This is a genomic window from Riemerella columbina DSM 16469 (assembly GCF_000374405.1).
GTDB lineage: Bacteria > Bacteroidota > Bacteroidia > Flavobacteriales > Weeksellaceae > Riemerella > Riemerella columbina.
The window spans coordinates 41,066-56,660 of sequence record NZ_KB894251.1 but is presented as its reverse complement, the minus strand read 5'-3'; the positions used below and the strand labels follow the sequence as shown (position 1 = coordinate 56,660).

The 15,595-nt window shown below is 33.6% G+C and carries 21 protein-coding genes; 1 reads left to right on the top strand and 20 read right to left on the bottom strand.

The genetic code is table 11. The features are described 5' to 3' along the window. Positions 1-33: 33 nt before the first annotated feature. The 20 genes from C237_RS0108695 to C237_RS0108600 all read right to left on the bottom strand — a co-directional run bounded on the left by C237_RS0108695 (position 34) and on the right by C237_RS0108600 (position 14,942). Positions 34-2,109 carry a coiled-coil domain-containing protein gene (locus C237_RS0108695; RefSeq protein WP_018676110.1) on the bottom strand — a complete coding sequence of 692 codons (2,076 nt, stop codon included), beginning with the start codon at positions 2,107-2,109 and terminating at the stop codon, positions 34-36. Positions 2,110-2,116: 7 nt separating this feature from the next. Beyond that, positions 2,117-2,935, bottom strand: coding sequence for a S49 family peptidase (locus tag C237_RS0108690; RefSeq protein WP_018676109.1), 819 nt, complete (start codon positions 2,933-2,935; stop codon positions 2,117-2,119). Between the two features lie 100 nt (positions 2,936-3,035). Then, on the bottom strand, positions 3,036-3,530 hold the full coding sequence (locus C237_RS13215; protein ID WP_018676108.1) for a M15 family metallopeptidase: 495 nt from the start codon (positions 3,528-3,530) through the stop codon (positions 3,036-3,038). Then, positions 3,518-4,036 carry a hypothetical protein gene (locus C237_RS0108680; RefSeq protein ID WP_018676107.1) on the bottom strand — a complete coding sequence of 173 codons (519 nt, stop codon included), beginning with the start codon at positions 4,034-4,036 and terminating at the stop codon, positions 3,518-3,520. The genes C237_RS13215 and C237_RS0108680 overlap by 13 nt, the downstream gene beginning before the upstream one ends. Next, on the bottom strand, positions 4,008-4,502 hold the full coding sequence (locus tag C237_RS0108675) for a phage holin family protein (RefSeq protein WP_018676106.1): 495 nt from the start codon (positions 4,500-4,502) through the stop codon (positions 4,008-4,010). Before C237_RS0108675 ends, C237_RS0108680 begins: the two co-directional genes overlap by 29 nt. Position 4,503: 1 nt before the next feature. Continuing rightward, positions 4,504-4,941: a DUF1353 domain-containing protein gene (locus tag C237_RS0108670; protein ID WP_026315595.1), complete on the bottom strand. Its 438-nt coding sequence runs from the start codon at positions 4,939-4,941 to the stop codon at positions 4,504-4,506. 11 nt (positions 4,942-4,952) lie between these two features. Then, positions 4,953-5,396, bottom strand: coding sequence for a hypothetical protein (locus C237_RS0108665; protein WP_018676104.1), 444 nt, complete (start codon positions 5,394-5,396; stop codon positions 4,953-4,955). A gap of 12 nt (positions 5,397-5,408) precedes the next feature. Continuing rightward, a complete protein-coding gene (locus tag C237_RS13980; RefSeq protein WP_018676103.1) occupies positions 5,409-7,787 on the bottom strand; it encodes a hypothetical protein in 2,379 nt (792 codons plus the stop codon). Positions 7,788-7,841: 54 nt separating this feature from the next. Beyond that, entirely contained in the window at positions 7,842-8,390 is a 549-nt protein-coding gene (locus tag C237_RS0108655; RefSeq protein WP_018676102.1) for a hypothetical protein, read from the bottom strand. Continuing rightward, on the bottom strand, positions 8,387-8,776 hold the full coding sequence (locus C237_RS0108650) for a hypothetical protein (protein ID WP_018676101.1): 390 nt from the start codon (positions 8,774-8,776) through the stop codon (positions 8,387-8,389). Before C237_RS0108650 ends, C237_RS0108655 begins: the two co-directional genes overlap by 4 nt. Positions 8,777-8,825: 49 nt before the next feature. Next, a complete protein-coding gene (locus C237_RS14585) occupies positions 8,826-8,933 on the bottom strand; it encodes a DUF3850 domain-containing protein (protein ID WP_156809739.1) in 108 nt (35 codons plus the stop codon). 5 nt (positions 8,934-8,938) lie between these two features. Beyond that, complete coding sequence (locus C237_RS0108640) at positions 8,939-9,196, bottom strand: hypothetical protein (RefSeq protein ID WP_018676100.1); 258 nt, start codon at positions 9,194-9,196, stop codon at positions 8,939-8,941. Between the two features lie 4 nt (positions 9,197-9,200). After that, positions 9,201-9,548 carry a DUF2528 family protein gene (locus tag C237_RS0108635; RefSeq protein ID WP_018676099.1) on the bottom strand — a complete coding sequence of 116 codons (348 nt, stop codon included), beginning with the start codon at positions 9,546-9,548 and terminating at the stop codon, positions 9,201-9,203. Between the two features lie 4 nt (positions 9,549-9,552). Next, positions 9,553-9,930, bottom strand: a complete 378-nt coding sequence (locus C237_RS0108630; RefSeq protein WP_018676098.1) for a hypothetical protein — start codon at positions 9,928-9,930, stop codon at positions 9,553-9,555. Between the two features lie 281 nt (positions 9,931-10,211). Next, positions 10,212-13,409 (bottom strand): DNA primase, encoded by a 3,198-nt coding sequence (dnaG, locus tag C237_RS0108625; protein WP_018676097.1) that lies wholly within the window; start codon positions 13,407-13,409, stop codon positions 10,212-10,214. 24 nt (positions 13,410-13,433) lie between these two features. After that, positions 13,434-13,568 carry a hypothetical protein gene (locus C237_RS15100; protein ID WP_018676096.1) on the bottom strand — a complete coding sequence of 45 codons (135 nt, stop codon included), beginning with the start codon at positions 13,566-13,568 and terminating at the stop codon, positions 13,434-13,436. Further along, a complete protein-coding gene (locus tag C237_RS14735; protein WP_018676095.1) occupies positions 13,565-13,744 on the bottom strand; it encodes a hypothetical protein in 180 nt (59 codons plus the stop codon). Before C237_RS14735 ends, C237_RS15100 begins: the two co-directional genes overlap by 4 nt. Next, positions 13,737-14,075 (bottom strand): hypothetical protein, encoded by a 339-nt coding sequence (locus C237_RS0108610; protein WP_018676094.1) that lies wholly within the window; start codon positions 14,073-14,075, stop codon positions 13,737-13,739. Before C237_RS0108610 ends, C237_RS14735 begins: the two co-directional genes overlap by 8 nt. Before the next feature lie 60 nt (positions 14,076-14,135). Further along, positions 14,136-14,702: a LuxR C-terminal-related transcriptional regulator gene (locus C237_RS0108605; protein WP_018676093.1), complete on the bottom strand. Its 567-nt coding sequence runs from the start codon at positions 14,700-14,702 to the stop codon at positions 14,136-14,138. Between the two features lie 6 nt (positions 14,703-14,708). Beyond that, on the bottom strand, positions 14,709-14,942 hold the full coding sequence (locus C237_RS0108600; RefSeq protein ID WP_018676092.1) for a hypothetical protein: 234 nt from the start codon (positions 14,940-14,942) through the stop codon (positions 14,709-14,711). Positions 14,943-15,044: 102 nt separating this feature from the next. On the opposite strand from C237_RS0108600, the gene C237_RS0108595 reads away from it, so the two are divergent. After that, complete coding sequence (locus tag C237_RS0108595; protein WP_018676091.1) at positions 15,045-15,356, top strand: helix-turn-helix domain-containing protein; 312 nt, start codon at positions 15,045-15,047, stop codon at positions 15,354-15,356. Positions 15,357-15,595: the final 239 nt, after the last annotated feature.

The window sequence follows — 15,595 nt, the reverse complement described above, 5'->3', positions numbered from 1 at the left end:
GACAGTAATTGGGCTACTGCCTATTGTGTTATTTTACCCTCTATTAATTTCTACCCAAACATCATTTACATACACTAGGTCTATAAACTTATCGGCACTATCTAATGCATAGGTAGAATCCACCTTAATATTTCCTGCGATAGAAGAAATGGTAAGTTTAGAGCCATTTTCAGCTTGAATTCTCAATCGATTTCCTTCAGTACCACCCTCAATTTTAGCAAGTGTATCTTCAGAACCAGTATATACATACTCGTCTGCTTCGTAGTTTAAAGTTGTTGTATCGAACTCCTTATAAGTAGAATCTAAAGCAGGAGACTCTGTCCTAGAAACCTCTTTGTAAGTCCCATCAGCTTTTTTGATTAGGGTTAAATCCCCACCAGTTTTAAGGTTAAAATCTCTTGTAAGGTCTAATTTATCACCTTTTTTAACCTTAACATCTCCAGCGAAAGAAATATCACCTCTAATGACTAATATATCTCCTACATTGCCTGAAATTTCTACAATATCAGTTGTAAAATCAATATCTGGTTTCACACGGTTGTGTCTCACTTCTAAGATACCTGTTTTGTTATCATAAGAAGTTACAAAGAAATCTGCTCGGAATAGAGGGGTATTGTTTGTCCAAATCACCTGTTTAACTAATGCTAATTTATCACCTGGAACAGTCGCTAAACCAATGTGGTTAAGACCAATACCTATTTTGTAATCTGCAAAGGCATAAACATCTCTAAGGAATTTTTCAATAGTAAATATTGATTTTTCTTCTGGTTTATATTCCAAAATTTTGATATTATCCATCGTTGTTACGATAATAACATCAGACCCCTCTAACCATTGTAATGGGACAAAAGTGATATTGTCATAATCTTTTGGTGATTTTGGATAACCTTTATAGTCGTTGTTTCCACCAAATAATTGCTCCGCTCTTCTCTTGTAGTCTAATATTTTAGACGGCGACATAACCATTTGCAGTTGCTCTGTGGCTCTTAAGTTTTCTGGAAGCTGCTTAATAAATGAATCTACATAATCAACCGAGTTAGCAAAAGTCCATTTGCCTAAATTGAAAGGTCTGTATTTGTTTGCTAATCTGGCATCAAATATAATTTTTAATAAACCATCATTTCTGTGTAGATAATGCCCAGGCTTGTCTTTTTCTCTATCCTCTGGAGTCGGCACCCAAACCCCTCGTATTAATACATCAGCATCTTCTTGTCTGGCTTTCTTTAAAAATTCTGACAATAAGAAAACTATAAATGGCATCTTGTAAGCATAACTACCAACTTTATTAAATCCGTTTAGCCAGTTGGTTTCAATTTTTTGCATTTCCCAATAGTTGAACTGCAAGTCTATTTGCGTAGGACGCACTTGCATTTCTTCAGCTTTGAAAACAATATCTCCTTTCGGAGCCCATCTCGCTTTACGCGGTTGAGTTACATTAGCCACAGAAATGGTTGCAGACATCATTCTGTCCATCACACCATAGATTCTAGGCCAATGTTCAGGCAATTTAAAGTAAGAATTAAATAATGATTCTATCTTCTCTGGATAGGTTCTCACATAGTCTAAGAATTCATCATTCATGCGTTGAATCGCTACGGAGCTTCTGAAATCCGTTGTAGAACCTTTAGCACCTGATAATAACTTAGCATTCCACGGTGATGAAGCATCCCAGAATTTACCTTCTAATCCGAATATTTGTCCCCCTTGTGCAAATACTTTTTCTGCCATACCTGTCTCTAATACTTTTTTAGCCATTTCAGGGATGTTGGTTTCAGGTTCCCCGCTTAGTTTTTCTACTTTTTCTTTCAAATCCTTGTTTTCAGAAATAAGTGTCTCCACTTTTTCTGAAAGTGCAGTTAAGTTGGCTTCTTTATTTTCAACCTCTTGAGTCGTTTTTTGAAGCGTTTTTTTAACTGTGTCTAATTCCTGCTTAGCAGTAGCGACATCAGATAACTCTTTATTCGCCTGTTCAATTAATAGCGATGCGTGTTCTTCTCCTAAGAGAGTGTTAAGTCTTGTTTGTTGATCACTACTAATATCAACTGCGTTTTCTTTTTGAGCGACTTGCATAACTCCTAAGAGTGTCGCTAACATTTTTAAATACTTCATTTATTTATTAATTTTGGTTAATTCGGATTAATTCTGATTTTGCTAATATTAGTTCATAAGCATCTTGAACAGTTCCTATACTATCTGCTAGACCCACTTCTATAGCTTCTTTTGGTAAGTAGGTCTTTCCAAATGTGGCTTCTTTTTTGATTTGCGGTCTTGATTCTAAAACTTCTCTTTGAAATCTTTGGGCTAGTATTGATAATTTGTCCTCAAGTGCAGAAAAATCACCTTCCAAAGCATCTACTATTGCCTGATTTTTATCCTTACTTTCTTTAGGTCTAATGATTTTAATTTCGTTCTCTGGCTTCTCAAATACTATCATTGCTCCGATACTGCCGACTTCTGCCATAAAATCATTGTTCAACATAATGTGGTCTGATAGCATAGCCGCTATCCAATAATGTAGAGAACAAGCCGTATCCACAACAGAAATTACAGGTTTGGTAATTTTATTTTTTATGGATTGGAAAAGGGTAATGGCATTAGCATTTCCGCCAGGACCATCCATAAAAAGGATTATACCTTTTATTTCTTCGTTATTTTCAGCCTTTTGGATTTCTTTTACAAAATATTCAGCGCCATAACTACAAGCAGCGTTATATTTGGTCATAGGTCCAACCATGCTGATTACCGCGACTTTGTCTTTTGCGATTACTTCTCCAGTAGATAAAGTTTGTTTCTTAGATAAAATGGAATATGCAAACGGTTTTTCTTGTTCTGGAATTTTTCCTGCTAAAATATTTTCTACTATGGGCTTATAGTAGTTAGGATAGGAGGCTTCCATCAGCCAAGTGTCTCTTAGGATTTCTGATAGTATATTCATATTGCAAAAAAAAACAACTCTTAAGAGTTGTTGTGCTAATCTAATTTTAAATGAAGTGTTGCAATGAAATAAAAAAGCCCTCAAATCGAGGGCTTATTCTTTAAAAATTAACATATTCTTTTTTCTGAATCCTATGTAGATTTTGTAACTCTACAATAGACTTTCCAAATGTTTTCTGGAAGTGTGGGTAATCTTTAAATCGCCAATCGCCACCCCATGTCCAGCCATATCTTTTAAATATAGCTACGATTTCTTGCCAGTCGGCTACTCTATCGTTGTCGTAGTCGCCTTTGGTATCCCATACGGCTGTTTCGTGTGTACCGTTATTGTCTTTATCTATTAAAAGTACAATATCGACCGCTAAGCCATAATTATGGTACGACTGTCCACCTCGTGCATTAGTTACTCGGCTGCCTTTTTTTGTTCGGCCAATAGCATATAGAGCATCTTGCTCTGCAAAGGTTCTTAATGTATGTGTAAATCTACAAATCGCCTTTCCAGTTAGAGCCTCGCAGATTTCTTTGTAAATCGCTTTTGCTTCTTCTCTTAATTTTGGATGAAGTAGTTCTATCCGTTGTAGCGTTATTTTATCCATAAAAATTTCAATTTTGATTTAATTACCCATTTTAATAACTCCCAAATACCAATTGTCAATGCTATTATACATAGCCAATTGACAAATGGAATTTTGCGTTCAACATCTATTTCAACAATTTTGTCTTTGTAGATGTACTTATATCCAAACTGGTCTTCTGTATGCTTCTTTTCGTCTTCGTTAATGCTAGCATTGTTCTCCTCTTTTTTTTTGGAACTTTCGCTGTTAAAAGTCAGTTTACTATTTGTTTTTCCTTGGTATCGCTCTCCATCTTTCCAGAAATCAAACTCAGCAGGTTGACCGCAGATTGGTTCAATGCTAAAGTTTAATTTTTTGTCTTGAACCTCGGTTAAATTATTAAGTAATGAAATTGATTTTTTTTCTATCGTTTCATCGCTTTTTAACTCAGTCTCTTGTTTTATATCTACTGTATCAACTGTCTTATGCTTTCTCACAGAACAAGACAACACTAAAAAACTAATCAACAGGAATATTATTCTTTTCATCTTGTTTTGCTTTTTCATCTTTTAGATATTCAAAAATTTTTGACACTACATCTTCTCGTTTTTGTAGTACCTCGAGTAATTCTGTAAAACTTCGGTCTGCTTGCCTTCTTACTTTATCCTCTGCCTTTTCCCTAACAGATTTTGCCTCTGTAAATATTAATGCAATCGCACAAAGTAGAGAGAACATAGGAGTTAGAGATAAGGGAAATGGTACTATTAAAGGGGTTACTACATCAAGGAAATCGAAAGTAAGAGCAAAAAACATCATTGCATAATAGTAGACAAACTTACTTATCGTTCGTCTGTAGCCTTCCGAATGCGTTGCCTCACCCATTTCTTTTGCTTTTTTTACACCAAAGTATAAATCCACTAAAATAGCCAACAATACAGCCATCCAAATCATTGATATTTGTATTAGTTGGGCATATAAACCATCATAATTATTTTTTAAAATTTCTGCTAACATATCATTTTGGAATTTTAAGTTGTCTGGAATAAAAAAAGCCGCCAATTAGCCTAATAACTCTATGGCTTATCCAGTTAAAAATTTTTCGTTTTGGTGCTAAGGCTTTTCGCCATTTTAGTCTTTCGTCGTCTGCGAATTTTCTAGCCTTGTAGATGTTATATCCAAAATATTCAAATTGGGCTTGCTTGTCTGTCCAGAGTTTATCGTGGATTAGGTCGCCCAACGCTCCCTCGTCTATTGGGGGGGATAGCCAGTGCAACCAACTCGGCACACTTGCACCATCCCAAATAAAACCTCGTGGAATTTTTAGGATATATCCATCCGATAGCTGCACTTCTAAATCTATTAGGGTGCAATAGTGGCGTGGGTATTCTTTGGATTTAGGCAGAGCCTCAAACCATTTTACTCCCTTTATCTTATGTAAATAGCGGACTTTCATATTGTTATTTTTTAATCCCTTACAATTTCCCAATCTTTAGTTTCAGAAAAATACATCCCTTTCCCTGCTTCACATTCCTGCTGAGTGGTAATTAATAAACCTTGTCTAAACAATTCATTAATGTAATCCGTTTGAGTTTCAAAATCTTCGTGATTGAGGTTTAATACAGCAGACAGTTGCCCTAAATCCTCATAAGTATAGGACTTTAACCTTGTTACTGGAGTGCCTAATACTTTTTTTACATTTACGATTTCCGTGGACTCTACTTCGCCACTAATAGGATTCTTAACCTCTTTCGTTTCTTCGACATTTATTGTACAGGTGTCAATAATCCTAAGTTCGTAAAGTTCTTCTTTAGGTTTATTTTGAATTAAGTCAATTTCCATCGTTACCACACCGCGATGCATTGGCGGAAACATTAAATCTTTGTTGCTTTTAATTGCTATTTTGCTCATTTTTATTTATTTTTATGGGTTGTTATTTTCTAATTGTTGTACTCTGTTTTTTAAATTATTTATTTCCATCCACAAAAGTGATATACTTCTGCTCAGACTGCTAAAGTCTTCTATATCTTTCACCCCCACAGTTCCATCTGGCTTTACCGTGAGCATTTTTTGAAACATACCATCACCTTCAGCATCATAGGTTCTATTTAAGTCTAATTTCAACTGTCCGTTGATTTTAAGCCACCTTTCTTTGAATGAACCATAAATAAGTCCATCTGTGATATCTTCTTGTGTATTTACAGAGTTATGAATACATAGTATATTATCTGCATTTAGCAAATAATTGAAATTACCTATTATAATAGAGTTATTAATTTCTTGTCCTGTATATTTAAAATAATTCCCCGCACCTATCAGTAAATTATTAAAGAAGTTTGTAGTACAGTTCCATAAGGGGTTTACTCCTATTACTGTAGAGGCATACATTCTTCTTGGGGCAGTTGTACTATCTGCTATATTAGACCCTACCAAGGTATTCATTCCCATACTTGTAGAATAGTCTGTTTCCGAAGTATTGGGATCAATTCCAAAGTACTGCAAACCTCCTACATTTTTGCCCATATACCAAGAGTTCCCTAATACAGGTGATTTAGACTTTATAAATCCAACGGTTGTCCTATCTTCACTCCCAGTATAATTTAATGCATATCCAGAGCCATAGCCTATAAATGTAGAACAAAATAGTGTTTTAACATTTTTTGCAGTGTCTTTTCCTAATAGAGTATTTCTACCAGATTTTAATAAACTATATCCACTATGTACACCTATAGCTACATTGTTGTTTTTATACTCATCATCAGTGGTATCATCATTTTCTAAATTTTGAAGTGAAGAAGTTCCAATGGCCAGGTTATAATTCCCAGACATGTTTTTACTTAATGCATATGCACCTATTGCAGTGTTTTGGACTCCAGTAAAATTCTTTTGCAAAGCACCATAGCCCATCCCAATATTAAAACTACCAGAAGTGGTGGGCATACTGCCAAAAAATAAATTAGTATTATCAGGGTACACGCCTAAGAGAATATCCTTAGTATTTGTTCCGTCTCCTTTGTAAAATTTCAATGGTACCGAGGTATAGTTATCCCGAGCAGCCACGGTGTCTAAGATATCTGGTGTGATGCTTTTAGTCGCTAATATACCGTTAGGCTTTGTTACAACTTGTCTATCAAAAGTATCGTCGTTATCTGCATCAACAAAGCCGTCTATACTTACACCGTATTTTGAAACTTCTACCGCTGAATTTATCTCGTCATCTTCGTCTTGATTTTGTGAAAATGTAAGTTTTGTGCTTAAACTAGTTACTTCCAAACCTGTACGACCATAGCCTTCATTATTATCGCCAGTGCCTTGCAACACAGAAAAACCACCTCCTACGCTCATACTTAAATCTTCATAAGTAAGCCCAAGTTTCTCTCCACGATACATTGTAAAAACATTATTCCCAAGCTGCCAATCATAATTGTGTGCTTGTATTATCCCAGCATCTTCTGTAGTTGTAAGTGTAGCATTAGCGATATTACTTCCAATGTTACCAACAGGCATCCTGCGGGTCTCATTTTGTTCATTGGTTAGATAAATATATTTGAATTCCGAGGTGGGGGTTGCAATTGCCGTAGTGGTTTTTTTTAGAAATTTATCGTCTACTTGTAATTTGGTATAGGTGTTACCTTCATCATCACCTTCATCAACTAAAGCAATATTAGAAGGTAATTCTCCAATATCTAATGCTTGTTTTAACTTCTCTTTATTTGCCCCTGAAATATTTGAGCCATCTATTTTTACAAATAGTGTCGAAAATTCTGGGTCGTTAGGATCTAAAGCATCTTCATCAACTAATATATTTCCATCATAGAATAGAACTGGGTCTGCATCCGCAAACTCTTGTTCAAAGGTCAAATCATAGCCTTTTTTATCGCTATCATCTACAAAGGCTCCAGTAAAGAATAAAGGATTACACTTTGAGCCGTATATTTTCTTATAGCTAGAGCCACATGATTTTACTATAATTACAAACCCTTGATTGGTATTGTTTTTTAAAAATTCATTAATCTCAATCTCGTCGCCTGGGTAGTGACCTACTATTTTTTTCTTCCAGCCTCTACTATCTACATCTCCTTCTGTATCTCTATTATGTGTTTGTGTGGAGGGCGTTAGATAGAGTATGTGAAACCTACGCCCATCAGCAATCATAATATTACCTTCGGTTACAATCCCTTTTGCATTAGATTGTGGCATAGAAATAATATCTTCTACATAAAGAAGATACATTTCGGACTTTGGTGTTGGTAATCCAGCGTTTTTATGCGGCTTTTTAGCGTTTAATCTAAAGTTAGACATATGATAATTTTATAAAAACAAAAGTATCATAGACTGTTAGTCTGTCATGCCAAGCTAATTTCCATAGAATAAATCACCAATCCTCTCATTGTTAAAAATCTTATGTAGCCCACCTTTGGACTTGAAAGAATAATAATAGTGTCTTAGAATCTTTTCATCGTAACCGTACTCCGAGAGTTCGTAATGTTCTATGAATTTCCATATTGCTTCTTTTATTTTGGCGTTGGAATTTGACCCTGTACAATAGCCTTTTACAAAAAAGTAAAAGCAAGATTTAAAATTAGAATCTAAAAATTTATAAAAACTCTCTAACTCATCAAAAGATAGGTCCACTCTGTATTCTGCTGAAGTTTGAAACTCCATTATTTCGGTGGAAAATGCTTTTTTATTACTTATTTTCTTTGAATATATTGTAAGGCAGTAGTGCTTTATCTTATAATCTGGTAGTATTCTTCGCCTTAAAAACATTCCTAATACAGAATTTGGTTTTACAATTAACCTTGTGAATTCTTCATCTTTAGAAATCACTTCACAACCACCCATTTCTTTTATTAGAAAAGGTATAAGATAACCTGGTACTTCAATTGGATAAAGTTGTATCATAAAGGTTGTAGGGTTAATATAGAGTATTTTATTGCTGTTTTTTTAAGGTCTCCAGATAGTTCAAAATTTAGAGGTGTATTTTGAAAAATATCGTTGTTACAAAATACAATAGATTCATTTTGGTTTGTTTTTAAAACAGCTGCAACAATATTATTTATTTCAGAAATTACAGGTTTTCCAGGAAACGAAAATCTAAATTCTGATTCATAATAAACTCCACTATTGTTTTGCTTTCTTTTGTAAGCAAATTGTCCAGAACCTGGTGTAAAATAAATAGCCTCTACTTCAGAAGCTATACTTAATATTTCATTTTTAACAATGCCAGGATAAAGTAGATCTTGATTTATAAGTTTAATTTCACACAGGTGCTGGATTGGATATTTCATTATAAAAAAATTATTGTACAAATTTAATGATTAGTTTTCATTTTGAAAACTAATTTTCCTTAAAATTTCTATCATTTTTTCTAACTTCAAAATTTTTTCTTCCATAAAAAACATCATCAAAATAGGGCTGCTTTAGTTTTAGTTTATGAAGCTTCATAGAGTTTATTTTTTTAATATTTTTGGAAATTCGTTGAATCGTCTGCATATTTCTTTTGCTAAATTGTATGCATCATCTAACACGATTTGGGCTTCTCCAAAGGTGTCTTCGGAATGTAATTTTACAGTCATTAAAGGAATATTCATATTTGATTTTACACATATAACCACTTGCTTATATTTATCTAATTTAACAGCGATAAGCTGATCTTCTAAGGTGTTAAATACACCTTCTACATGTTTTAGTCGTTGATTAATTTTCATTTTATCAAAAATTTTTAATGTTAATATTTAAACTGTTTTCGTCGAATTCATATGGGGTAACACTAATTAATTCAATACCGTGACTTCCATCTAGAGGTATAAAGCCTTCAGTCTCTTCAAACCAACATTTAACACCATACTCATTGTATGATTCAAATGTGGCTATCTCAATAGCTTTTATAGCATATTTTTTCATAATTTCGTCTAAAGGTGGAGCATCCAAATCATAACTCCAAATGAAAAAATCTAATAAGGCTTGTGCTTTATCTGGTGTTATTTTTTTAGTATCGACTTTGAATTTCACATAGGCTTCGCGGCAATCATAAATGTATTCGTAAATTTTTATTGACATAATTTTAATTTATTTTAGTTATTACTTTTTGATAAATCCAGGCATATTGCTCTGGTGCAAAATAGGAGTACCATATGTTTGAATGTTTCAAACTATATTCTTTTGCTTGGTCATATTCTGGAGGCATATACTCATTGATTATTTTTAATTGATGAGTATAAGTATATTTTGTACCAAAATAGCAATGCCCAACCAGTTTATTATTGAGATATATTCCATATATATATTCTTTAGTTTCACGGCTCTGTAACTGTATTACATACATTTCTGAGAAGAACTCACAAATTGATAATGGTACTAACCCAATCATTTTCGGAGCGTATCCTAAAATATTTTTTTTGGCCACATTGCTATCTTTTACTATATCGTGCTTAGGAAACATTTTTTTTATTTTAAAATTTGGTGGGTAGTTTTTGAGCGAAATTTTTCCAACAAATCCACATTGTTGATTTTCAATTAATTAAACTGTATTATCCTTTGTATTTTGTTGGAAACTGTTGGAAGTTTAAAATCATTTCCAACAGTTTCCAACAGTTTCCAACAACTTTCCAACATACTTTTTATAATTAAATTACTCTTTTATAATATTTTAACTCTTGTTGGAAATGTTGGAAAATATTTTTTCTGTTTCGGCAACACCTCCTTTAAAAAGAGTAAAAAAAATCAAAATTTTACTCCGCTGGAACTATCTTCTATAGATTCATCAGAATTGGGGGTTGCAGGGGGAGAAAAGATACTGCCCATGCCTGTTTCCTTTCTCTCAAGTTCTTCTTGCTGTATATTTAAGGCAAAAAGTATTGAGTCTTTGTTTTCAACCTTGTCTAAATCTATCATATAAGCTGATGTGTTTATGTTATTTCCAAATCGATATGATTTAATATCATCTACAAAACAATTAGATTCCTTCATCTTTTCCCTAAGTGTGCCTTTTGCTGGACACGATTCTGAGAAACGCGGGAACCATTCTGTTTGTATTCTATTATAGACTTCTGTAAATCTTATATACAATTCGTTTCCTTTTACATCGAAGTGTACGCCACGCTGCAACCTATTGAGTTCTGTACCGTACAAACATGCCACAAAAACATCCCAAAATTTGGAAAGGACATTGGCGTTATCCAGTTTTTGTTTTAAGTTCATAGCCCAATTATCAAAGACCTCTAGCATTTCCTGTGTAGAAAATGGAAATACAAAATCGTTTGTGTCTTTTAATAACTCGTGTGTAGCCCCCAAAATAGAGTAATTCGTTATGATACGATCAATCATTCCTTTGAATGCTGGTCGAGCTGAAATGATTTTTTTGTACATATTAAACTTCTCAGCAAATTTATTCTCAAACAAAGGACGGTGCCAGATACATTTTTCCATATATGCGGTTATATTGTCTGTGGTCATTTGTTCTAATAGTTCAAAATTCTGCTTTTCTTCTTTGGTAAACTGGTTTTTTGTCATCTCCCCATACAAAAGTCTCGTAAGAACTGCATCGTCGGTTGGAGATTGGTTCCCCGTAACGATAGCGGAACATAGAATAGGGGAGGAGTCTGTGCTTACCATGGAATCTAATGTAGCTCTTTTGTAGGATCCTCTATCCCAAATTCCTTTTAGCATACCATCAATTTCTTTATCACCGTTTACGAACTCGGAAAGGTGTACAACCATATTGGAGAATTCACCAAAGGAACGCAGTTTCGCTTTTCCTGTGGATTGTTTGTTTTCTAAGTTGATGAAGTCTGTTTTGGCGATGCCAAACATCTTCTTTATACAGCCATAGAGTTCATCTTTTCCTGTGGACGGCGGTCCATAGAGAAACATCAGCGGAAAGCCTTTGGCTGCATCTACAATAATATCCTGATGGGCTGACGCAAAAGCGAAAAGCATTCCTATAATTCCATAGTCTCTGTGGACTTTTTTCAATTGGGCTAAATAGTCTACCATTGGAATTGACCATGATTTCAGCTGTATTCTTTTCTGCTGTGCAAACTTATATGGGTTAGCTCTATATATTTCATTTGCCGATGGCACATAATAAGAGTGGCCATCGTAATGAAAAATTCCATTTTTGTCTATTGGCACACTAGGTTGGCCAGGGATTGTGATGGAATTATTCCAGGCGTAAAAGCCCTCGGCATTCCAACCTAATACATCTACACGCCTACCAACGCCCATGTTGTCATATAAGTAGGCGGTTAATTTATCCAATTCTTTTTGATTGCCATTCCATTGAAAATTCCCTTGATTGGCACATTGTTTTTTAAAATCTAAAGGAGTGGTAAGAGCGTCTGCACGAACATCAAAAATCCGTTCATCGCCGTGTATATTAGTAATTCTTAAAAGTTTGGCAGCAAACTTTTCATCATTCATATGTTGCAGAATCTCAATAGAAAAATTACTGATACTTTTAAATTTTGCAGGGGGAAGATCGAAAGTGTTTTGTATATAAATTTGATTGTTTGATATAAATAATTGATATTTTTCTATAATAGGAACCAGTTGTTCAGGAGGTGTTGTAAGCCCTTTTGGAAAATCATATAATTCATAAAGGTCATTACTTGTATTAATAATTTCCGCTTCTTTTTCTTTCATCAAGTTTCTGATGAATGCTGGTTTTTGTTTAGACTCTTTAATTAGCTGGTCCGTATAGATGTTTTTTAAAGTATTGTCTGGAATTTTAGAAATCATTTCTGCCAGTTCCTTAATTCCGTTCGCACGGTCGAGTTCGTCGCCCTCAAGTTTTTCAAGGCATAGCACTTTAAACCCTGGAATAAGGTAGGGTTGCAGGGAGTGCAGTAACCCCACATCGTTTATTTTTTCTAAATGTTTTCTGCTATAATCGTCTGGGTCTTCCCCCTTTGGGAGTTGGCAGACTTCTACCGAAAAGCCTTCAGCTATGAGGTCTGGAATATATTTTAGGGTAGCCTTTCTACCTGCGGAATCAGGGTCTAAGCAAAGCGTAATTTTATTAGTTAACTTTTTAAGTTCTCTAATATGATTTTTAGTTAATGCGGTGCCACATATCCCAATAGTATTTGTAATATCATATTTATGCCAGGCAATAACATCATTATAGCCTTCCATTAGCCATACTCTCTTTTCCTTAACAATGGCGGTTTTCGCTACATTTAGTCCATACAGAGTTTTATCTTTTTTGTATAGATCCGTTTCTGGAGGATTCATCCATTTGGCGTGTTTGCCATCTCCAGATAAATCCCTATGAGCAAACCCGATAATATGATCTTGTTTATCGAAAATAGGATAGGTCAGTCTATCCCATATTTTATCATTGTTCTTATCGTTTATTAGTCCTAGTTGTTTTCCTGCTGCGACATTACCAGCAGCGGAAAATAAGTCATAAATAAAATTGTTACCAGGAGCATAGCCTATTTGCCATTCTTGTACTTCTTCATCTGTATAGCCCCTTTTGGCTATTTCTTTCCACGCTGGATGATCTTTAGAAAGTTTCTTTAAATTCTCTATAAATTTTTTGTTAAGAGAAATTAAATATTTCCTTAGATTTTTTTCTTTAGCTCGTTTTGCTTTGTGCTGTTCTGTATCTGCTTGACTTTCATACTCTAGTTGAACCCCTTGCATTCTTGCAAGTTCCTCAATGGCTTCAGGGTAAGTCATTTTTTTGACTTCCATCAGAAGGCTAACAGCATTTCCAGAAATGCCCGAAGAATAATCTATAAACTTCTGTGTGGAAACTTTTATTTGGCAACTTGGTGTTTTTTCATCTTTGAAAGGGGATAAGCACCAATAGTGCGCTCCCTTTTTTTCTAGTTTAATACCAAGGTGCTGGAACACATGGAGTATATCCGTATTGAACAGTAAGCGGTCGATAAATTCTTTGCTAATATATGGCATTACCAGTGTTTTTTTAGAATTGTTTTATTTGTTAGTTTTAGAGCTAACTTTAGGATTAGTTTTTTCATTTTTGATTGGATTAAAGTTAAATACCTTAATATTTCGTTTGATTCTAGTTTTAGCATAAGCATCAACAAATACTTTAATTTCTGGTTTCATATGAATAGTTCTGTTTGAATTACAAAATGAAAATCCTTTAGTAATATTTGTGCAGCTTTGTACTTTGCGATACAACTATCTCCATAAATAGTTTTAGAAGGTGTTTTTATCTTAACTCCTTTTTGCTTGAGTCTATAGCAGGCGTTGTATTTTCGCTTTATCCATTTCTTATCCATATTTTTCTCTATAAATAATGTCTAGTCTCTTGTTTAAAATCCAACTAACATCATGTTTATCAATAATCATTTTGAACTTATTCATATTTGCTATGATTTTCGCTAATCGAAATAAATCTTCCTCAGTATTTGTATTGCGGATAGTCTCCTTTAAATCTGAAGACGAAACCTTATAAAGTTTACCTAGCTCTATAAGTCCGCTGGTTGATATTATTTGATCTTCATTATATTTGAAAAGATTAGATAATTTATTCAGTGCAGTCGTAATATTAGCCTGTTTTAGTCTTTTAAATTCAGCTCTATGGTCGATTATGTAAGGAATGTTTTTCATAAACTTTATTTTTAAATGTAGCCTCCTAAGAGGCTACGGGATAGTAAATAAGCCACCGACCTAGACAATGCCTAAGTAAACACCTACTCTGGTAGCTTCTTGTTTAGTTTGTATTTTTAGTTTCCCATATAGGTTGGTTCTAAATACATTAAAAGTTCCTATTGGCATTTCAAGTTTCTCAGCAATTGTTGTGTTTTTATCAATTGTAGCCAATAGCCTTATAGCGTCAATTTCTTTATTAGAAAGTCTATTGCCATCGTAATTCAAAGGTTTACATATAATTCCGTTTCCTTCACAAGAATTTCTAATAGGACAATCAATCATATCGCAACTAATTTGTTTTGTGGTATTACAGAAGTCTGCTTCAAAGTTCAATCCACCAAAACGGCATTTAGCCAACCTTTCTTTTTGTTGTTTAAAATTTGTAGGGTATAGCCTATTGAGGAGATTTTTTAATTCTTCTTCACTTTCGATAATTTCTAGGAGAAAATCAGTTTCAGATTCTTTTAAATCTTCAAAGTTTTTAATTTGACCATTGTGTATGGCCATCATTTTATTTTCCTTTTGATTAAAGAAAAATTCCAGTTTGCCGTCACACATTCCTGGATAAAGTTTTGTTGAGTTCATATTATTTTAGTTTAAAGTTTGTTTCGTTTTTAGTGCAACTTCGTATAGAGCTTTTATGATCTCTATATTTCCTCTTTTCCTATTTCTTACAGAGCGAATTGTATCTACTTTCGCTGTAGGCACAATTTTAAGAACTTCAGGAGTGTAGTTTTGAGGAAGATACTCGTCTATTAATTTGAATTTTTCTTTAATATTCAAATCAATACTTTTTTGTTTTATTTTTTTAACTATTTTTGCCATTGCAGAGCGTTTAAATTAATTTATTAACATTGCAAATATACATAATGTTTACTAATCAACATAATGAATATTAATGTTTTTTGCGTAAAATCACATACTTGTATGATTATCAGAGATAAAATTTTGCAATTTTGTAAAATTAACCGTATTGAACAACAAGAATTTGCGGATAAAATTGGAATGAGTAAGGCTACTTTTTCCAATAAAATTACTGGTAAAAGGAAGTTTAATGAAGATGATTTTTTGAGTATTAAACAAGCCTACCCAAGAATTAGTTTTGATGCACTCTTCGATAATGATAATGATAATATAATGAGTAATGATGAGTTTAAATGTAGTGAGGATAATGAATTTTTTTTAGCACTTAAAAAAATTCATAGAATAACTAATAGATTCAACTTTGACCCAAAATAGACCCAATAATAAATAATAAAAATTGATTTTCAATACGATACGGAGTATGTTCGATTCCTGGAGGCACCACCATTAAGAAACCGTCAAGATATTGGCGGTTTTTTTTATTATGTAAACAGATTTATTCTGAGATTAAGGTTCCTTATATAATATAACAAGAACTTTTTATTCAACGGGTTTGGTGGTCAAGTCTTTAATTTCTAGTGTTTTGCAACTTTCTAATAACTCATATGATCTTT

Bases quoted from the DNA above. Each gene is read 5' to 3' on its own strand.
- C237_RS0108695 (WP_018676110.1), bottom strand. From the start codon at position 2,109: ATGAAGTATTTAAAAATGTTAGCGACACTCTTAGGAGTTATGCAAGTC.
- C237_RS0108690 (WP_018676109.1), bottom strand. From the start codon at position 2,935: ATGAATATACTATCAGAAATCCTAAGAGACACTTGGCTGATGGAAGCC.
- C237_RS13215 (WP_018676108.1), bottom strand. From the start codon at position 3,530: ATGGATAAAATAACGCTACAACGGATAGAACTACTTCATCCAAAATTA.
- C237_RS0108680 (WP_018676107.1), bottom strand. From the start codon at position 4,036: ATGAAAAGAATAATATTCCTGTTGATTAGTTTTTTAGTGTTGTCTTGT.
- C237_RS0108675 (WP_018676106.1), bottom strand. From the start codon at position 4,502: ATGTTAGCAGAAATTTTAAAAAATAATTATGATGGTTTATATGCCCAA.
- C237_RS0108670 (WP_026315595.1), bottom strand. From the start codon at position 4,941: ATGAAAGTCCGCTATTTACATAAGATAAAGGGAGTAAAATGGTTTGAG.
- C237_RS0108665 (WP_018676104.1), bottom strand. From the start codon at position 5,396: ATGAGCAAAATAGCAATTAAAAGCAACAAAGATTTAATGTTTCCGCCA.
- C237_RS13980 (WP_018676103.1), bottom strand. From the start codon at position 7,787: ATGTCTAACTTTAGATTAAACGCTAAAAAGCCGCATAAAAACGCTGGA.
- C237_RS0108655 (WP_018676102.1), bottom strand. From the start codon at position 8,390: ATGATACAACTTTATCCAATTGAAGTACCAGGTTATCTTATACCTTTT.
- C237_RS0108650 (WP_018676101.1), bottom strand. From the start codon at position 8,776: ATGAAATATCCAATCCAGCACCTGTGTGAAATTAAACTTATAAATCAA.
- C237_RS14585 (WP_156809739.1), bottom strand. From the start codon at position 8,933: ATGAAGCTTCATAAACTAAAACTAAAGCAGCCCTATTTTGATGATGTT.
- C237_RS0108640 (WP_018676100.1), bottom strand. From the start codon at position 9,196: ATGAAAATTAATCAACGACTAAAACATGTAGAAGGTGTATTTAACACC.
- C237_RS0108635 (WP_018676099.1), bottom strand. From the start codon at position 9,548: ATGTCAATAAAAATTTACGAATACATTTATGATTGCCGCGAAGCCTAT.
- C237_RS0108630 (WP_018676098.1), bottom strand. From the start codon at position 9,930: ATGTTTCCTAAGCACGATATAGTAAAAGATAGCAATGTGGCCAAAAAA.
- dnaG (WP_018676097.1), bottom strand. From the start codon at position 13,409: ATGCCATATATTAGCAAAGAATTTATCGACCGCTTACTGTTCAATACG.
- C237_RS15100 (WP_018676096.1), bottom strand. From the start codon at position 13,568: ATGAAACCAGAAATTAAAGTATTTGTTGATGCTTATGCTAAAACTAGA.
- C237_RS14735 (WP_018676095.1), bottom strand. From the start codon at position 13,744: ATGGATAAGAAATGGATAAAGCGAAAATACAACGCCTGCTATAGACTC.
- C237_RS0108610 (WP_018676094.1), bottom strand. From the start codon at position 14,075: ATGAAAAACATTCCTTACATAATCGACCATAGAGCTGAATTTAAAAGA.
- C237_RS0108605 (WP_018676093.1), bottom strand. From the start codon at position 14,702: ATGAACTCAACAAAACTTTATCCAGGAATGTGTGACGGCAAACTGGAA.
- C237_RS0108600 (WP_018676092.1), bottom strand. From the start codon at position 14,942: ATGGCAAAAATAGTTAAAAAAATAAAACAAAAAAGTATTGATTTGAAT.
- C237_RS0108595 (WP_018676091.1), top strand. From the start codon at position 15,045: ATGATTATCAGAGATAAAATTTTGCAATTTTGTAAAATTAACCGTATT.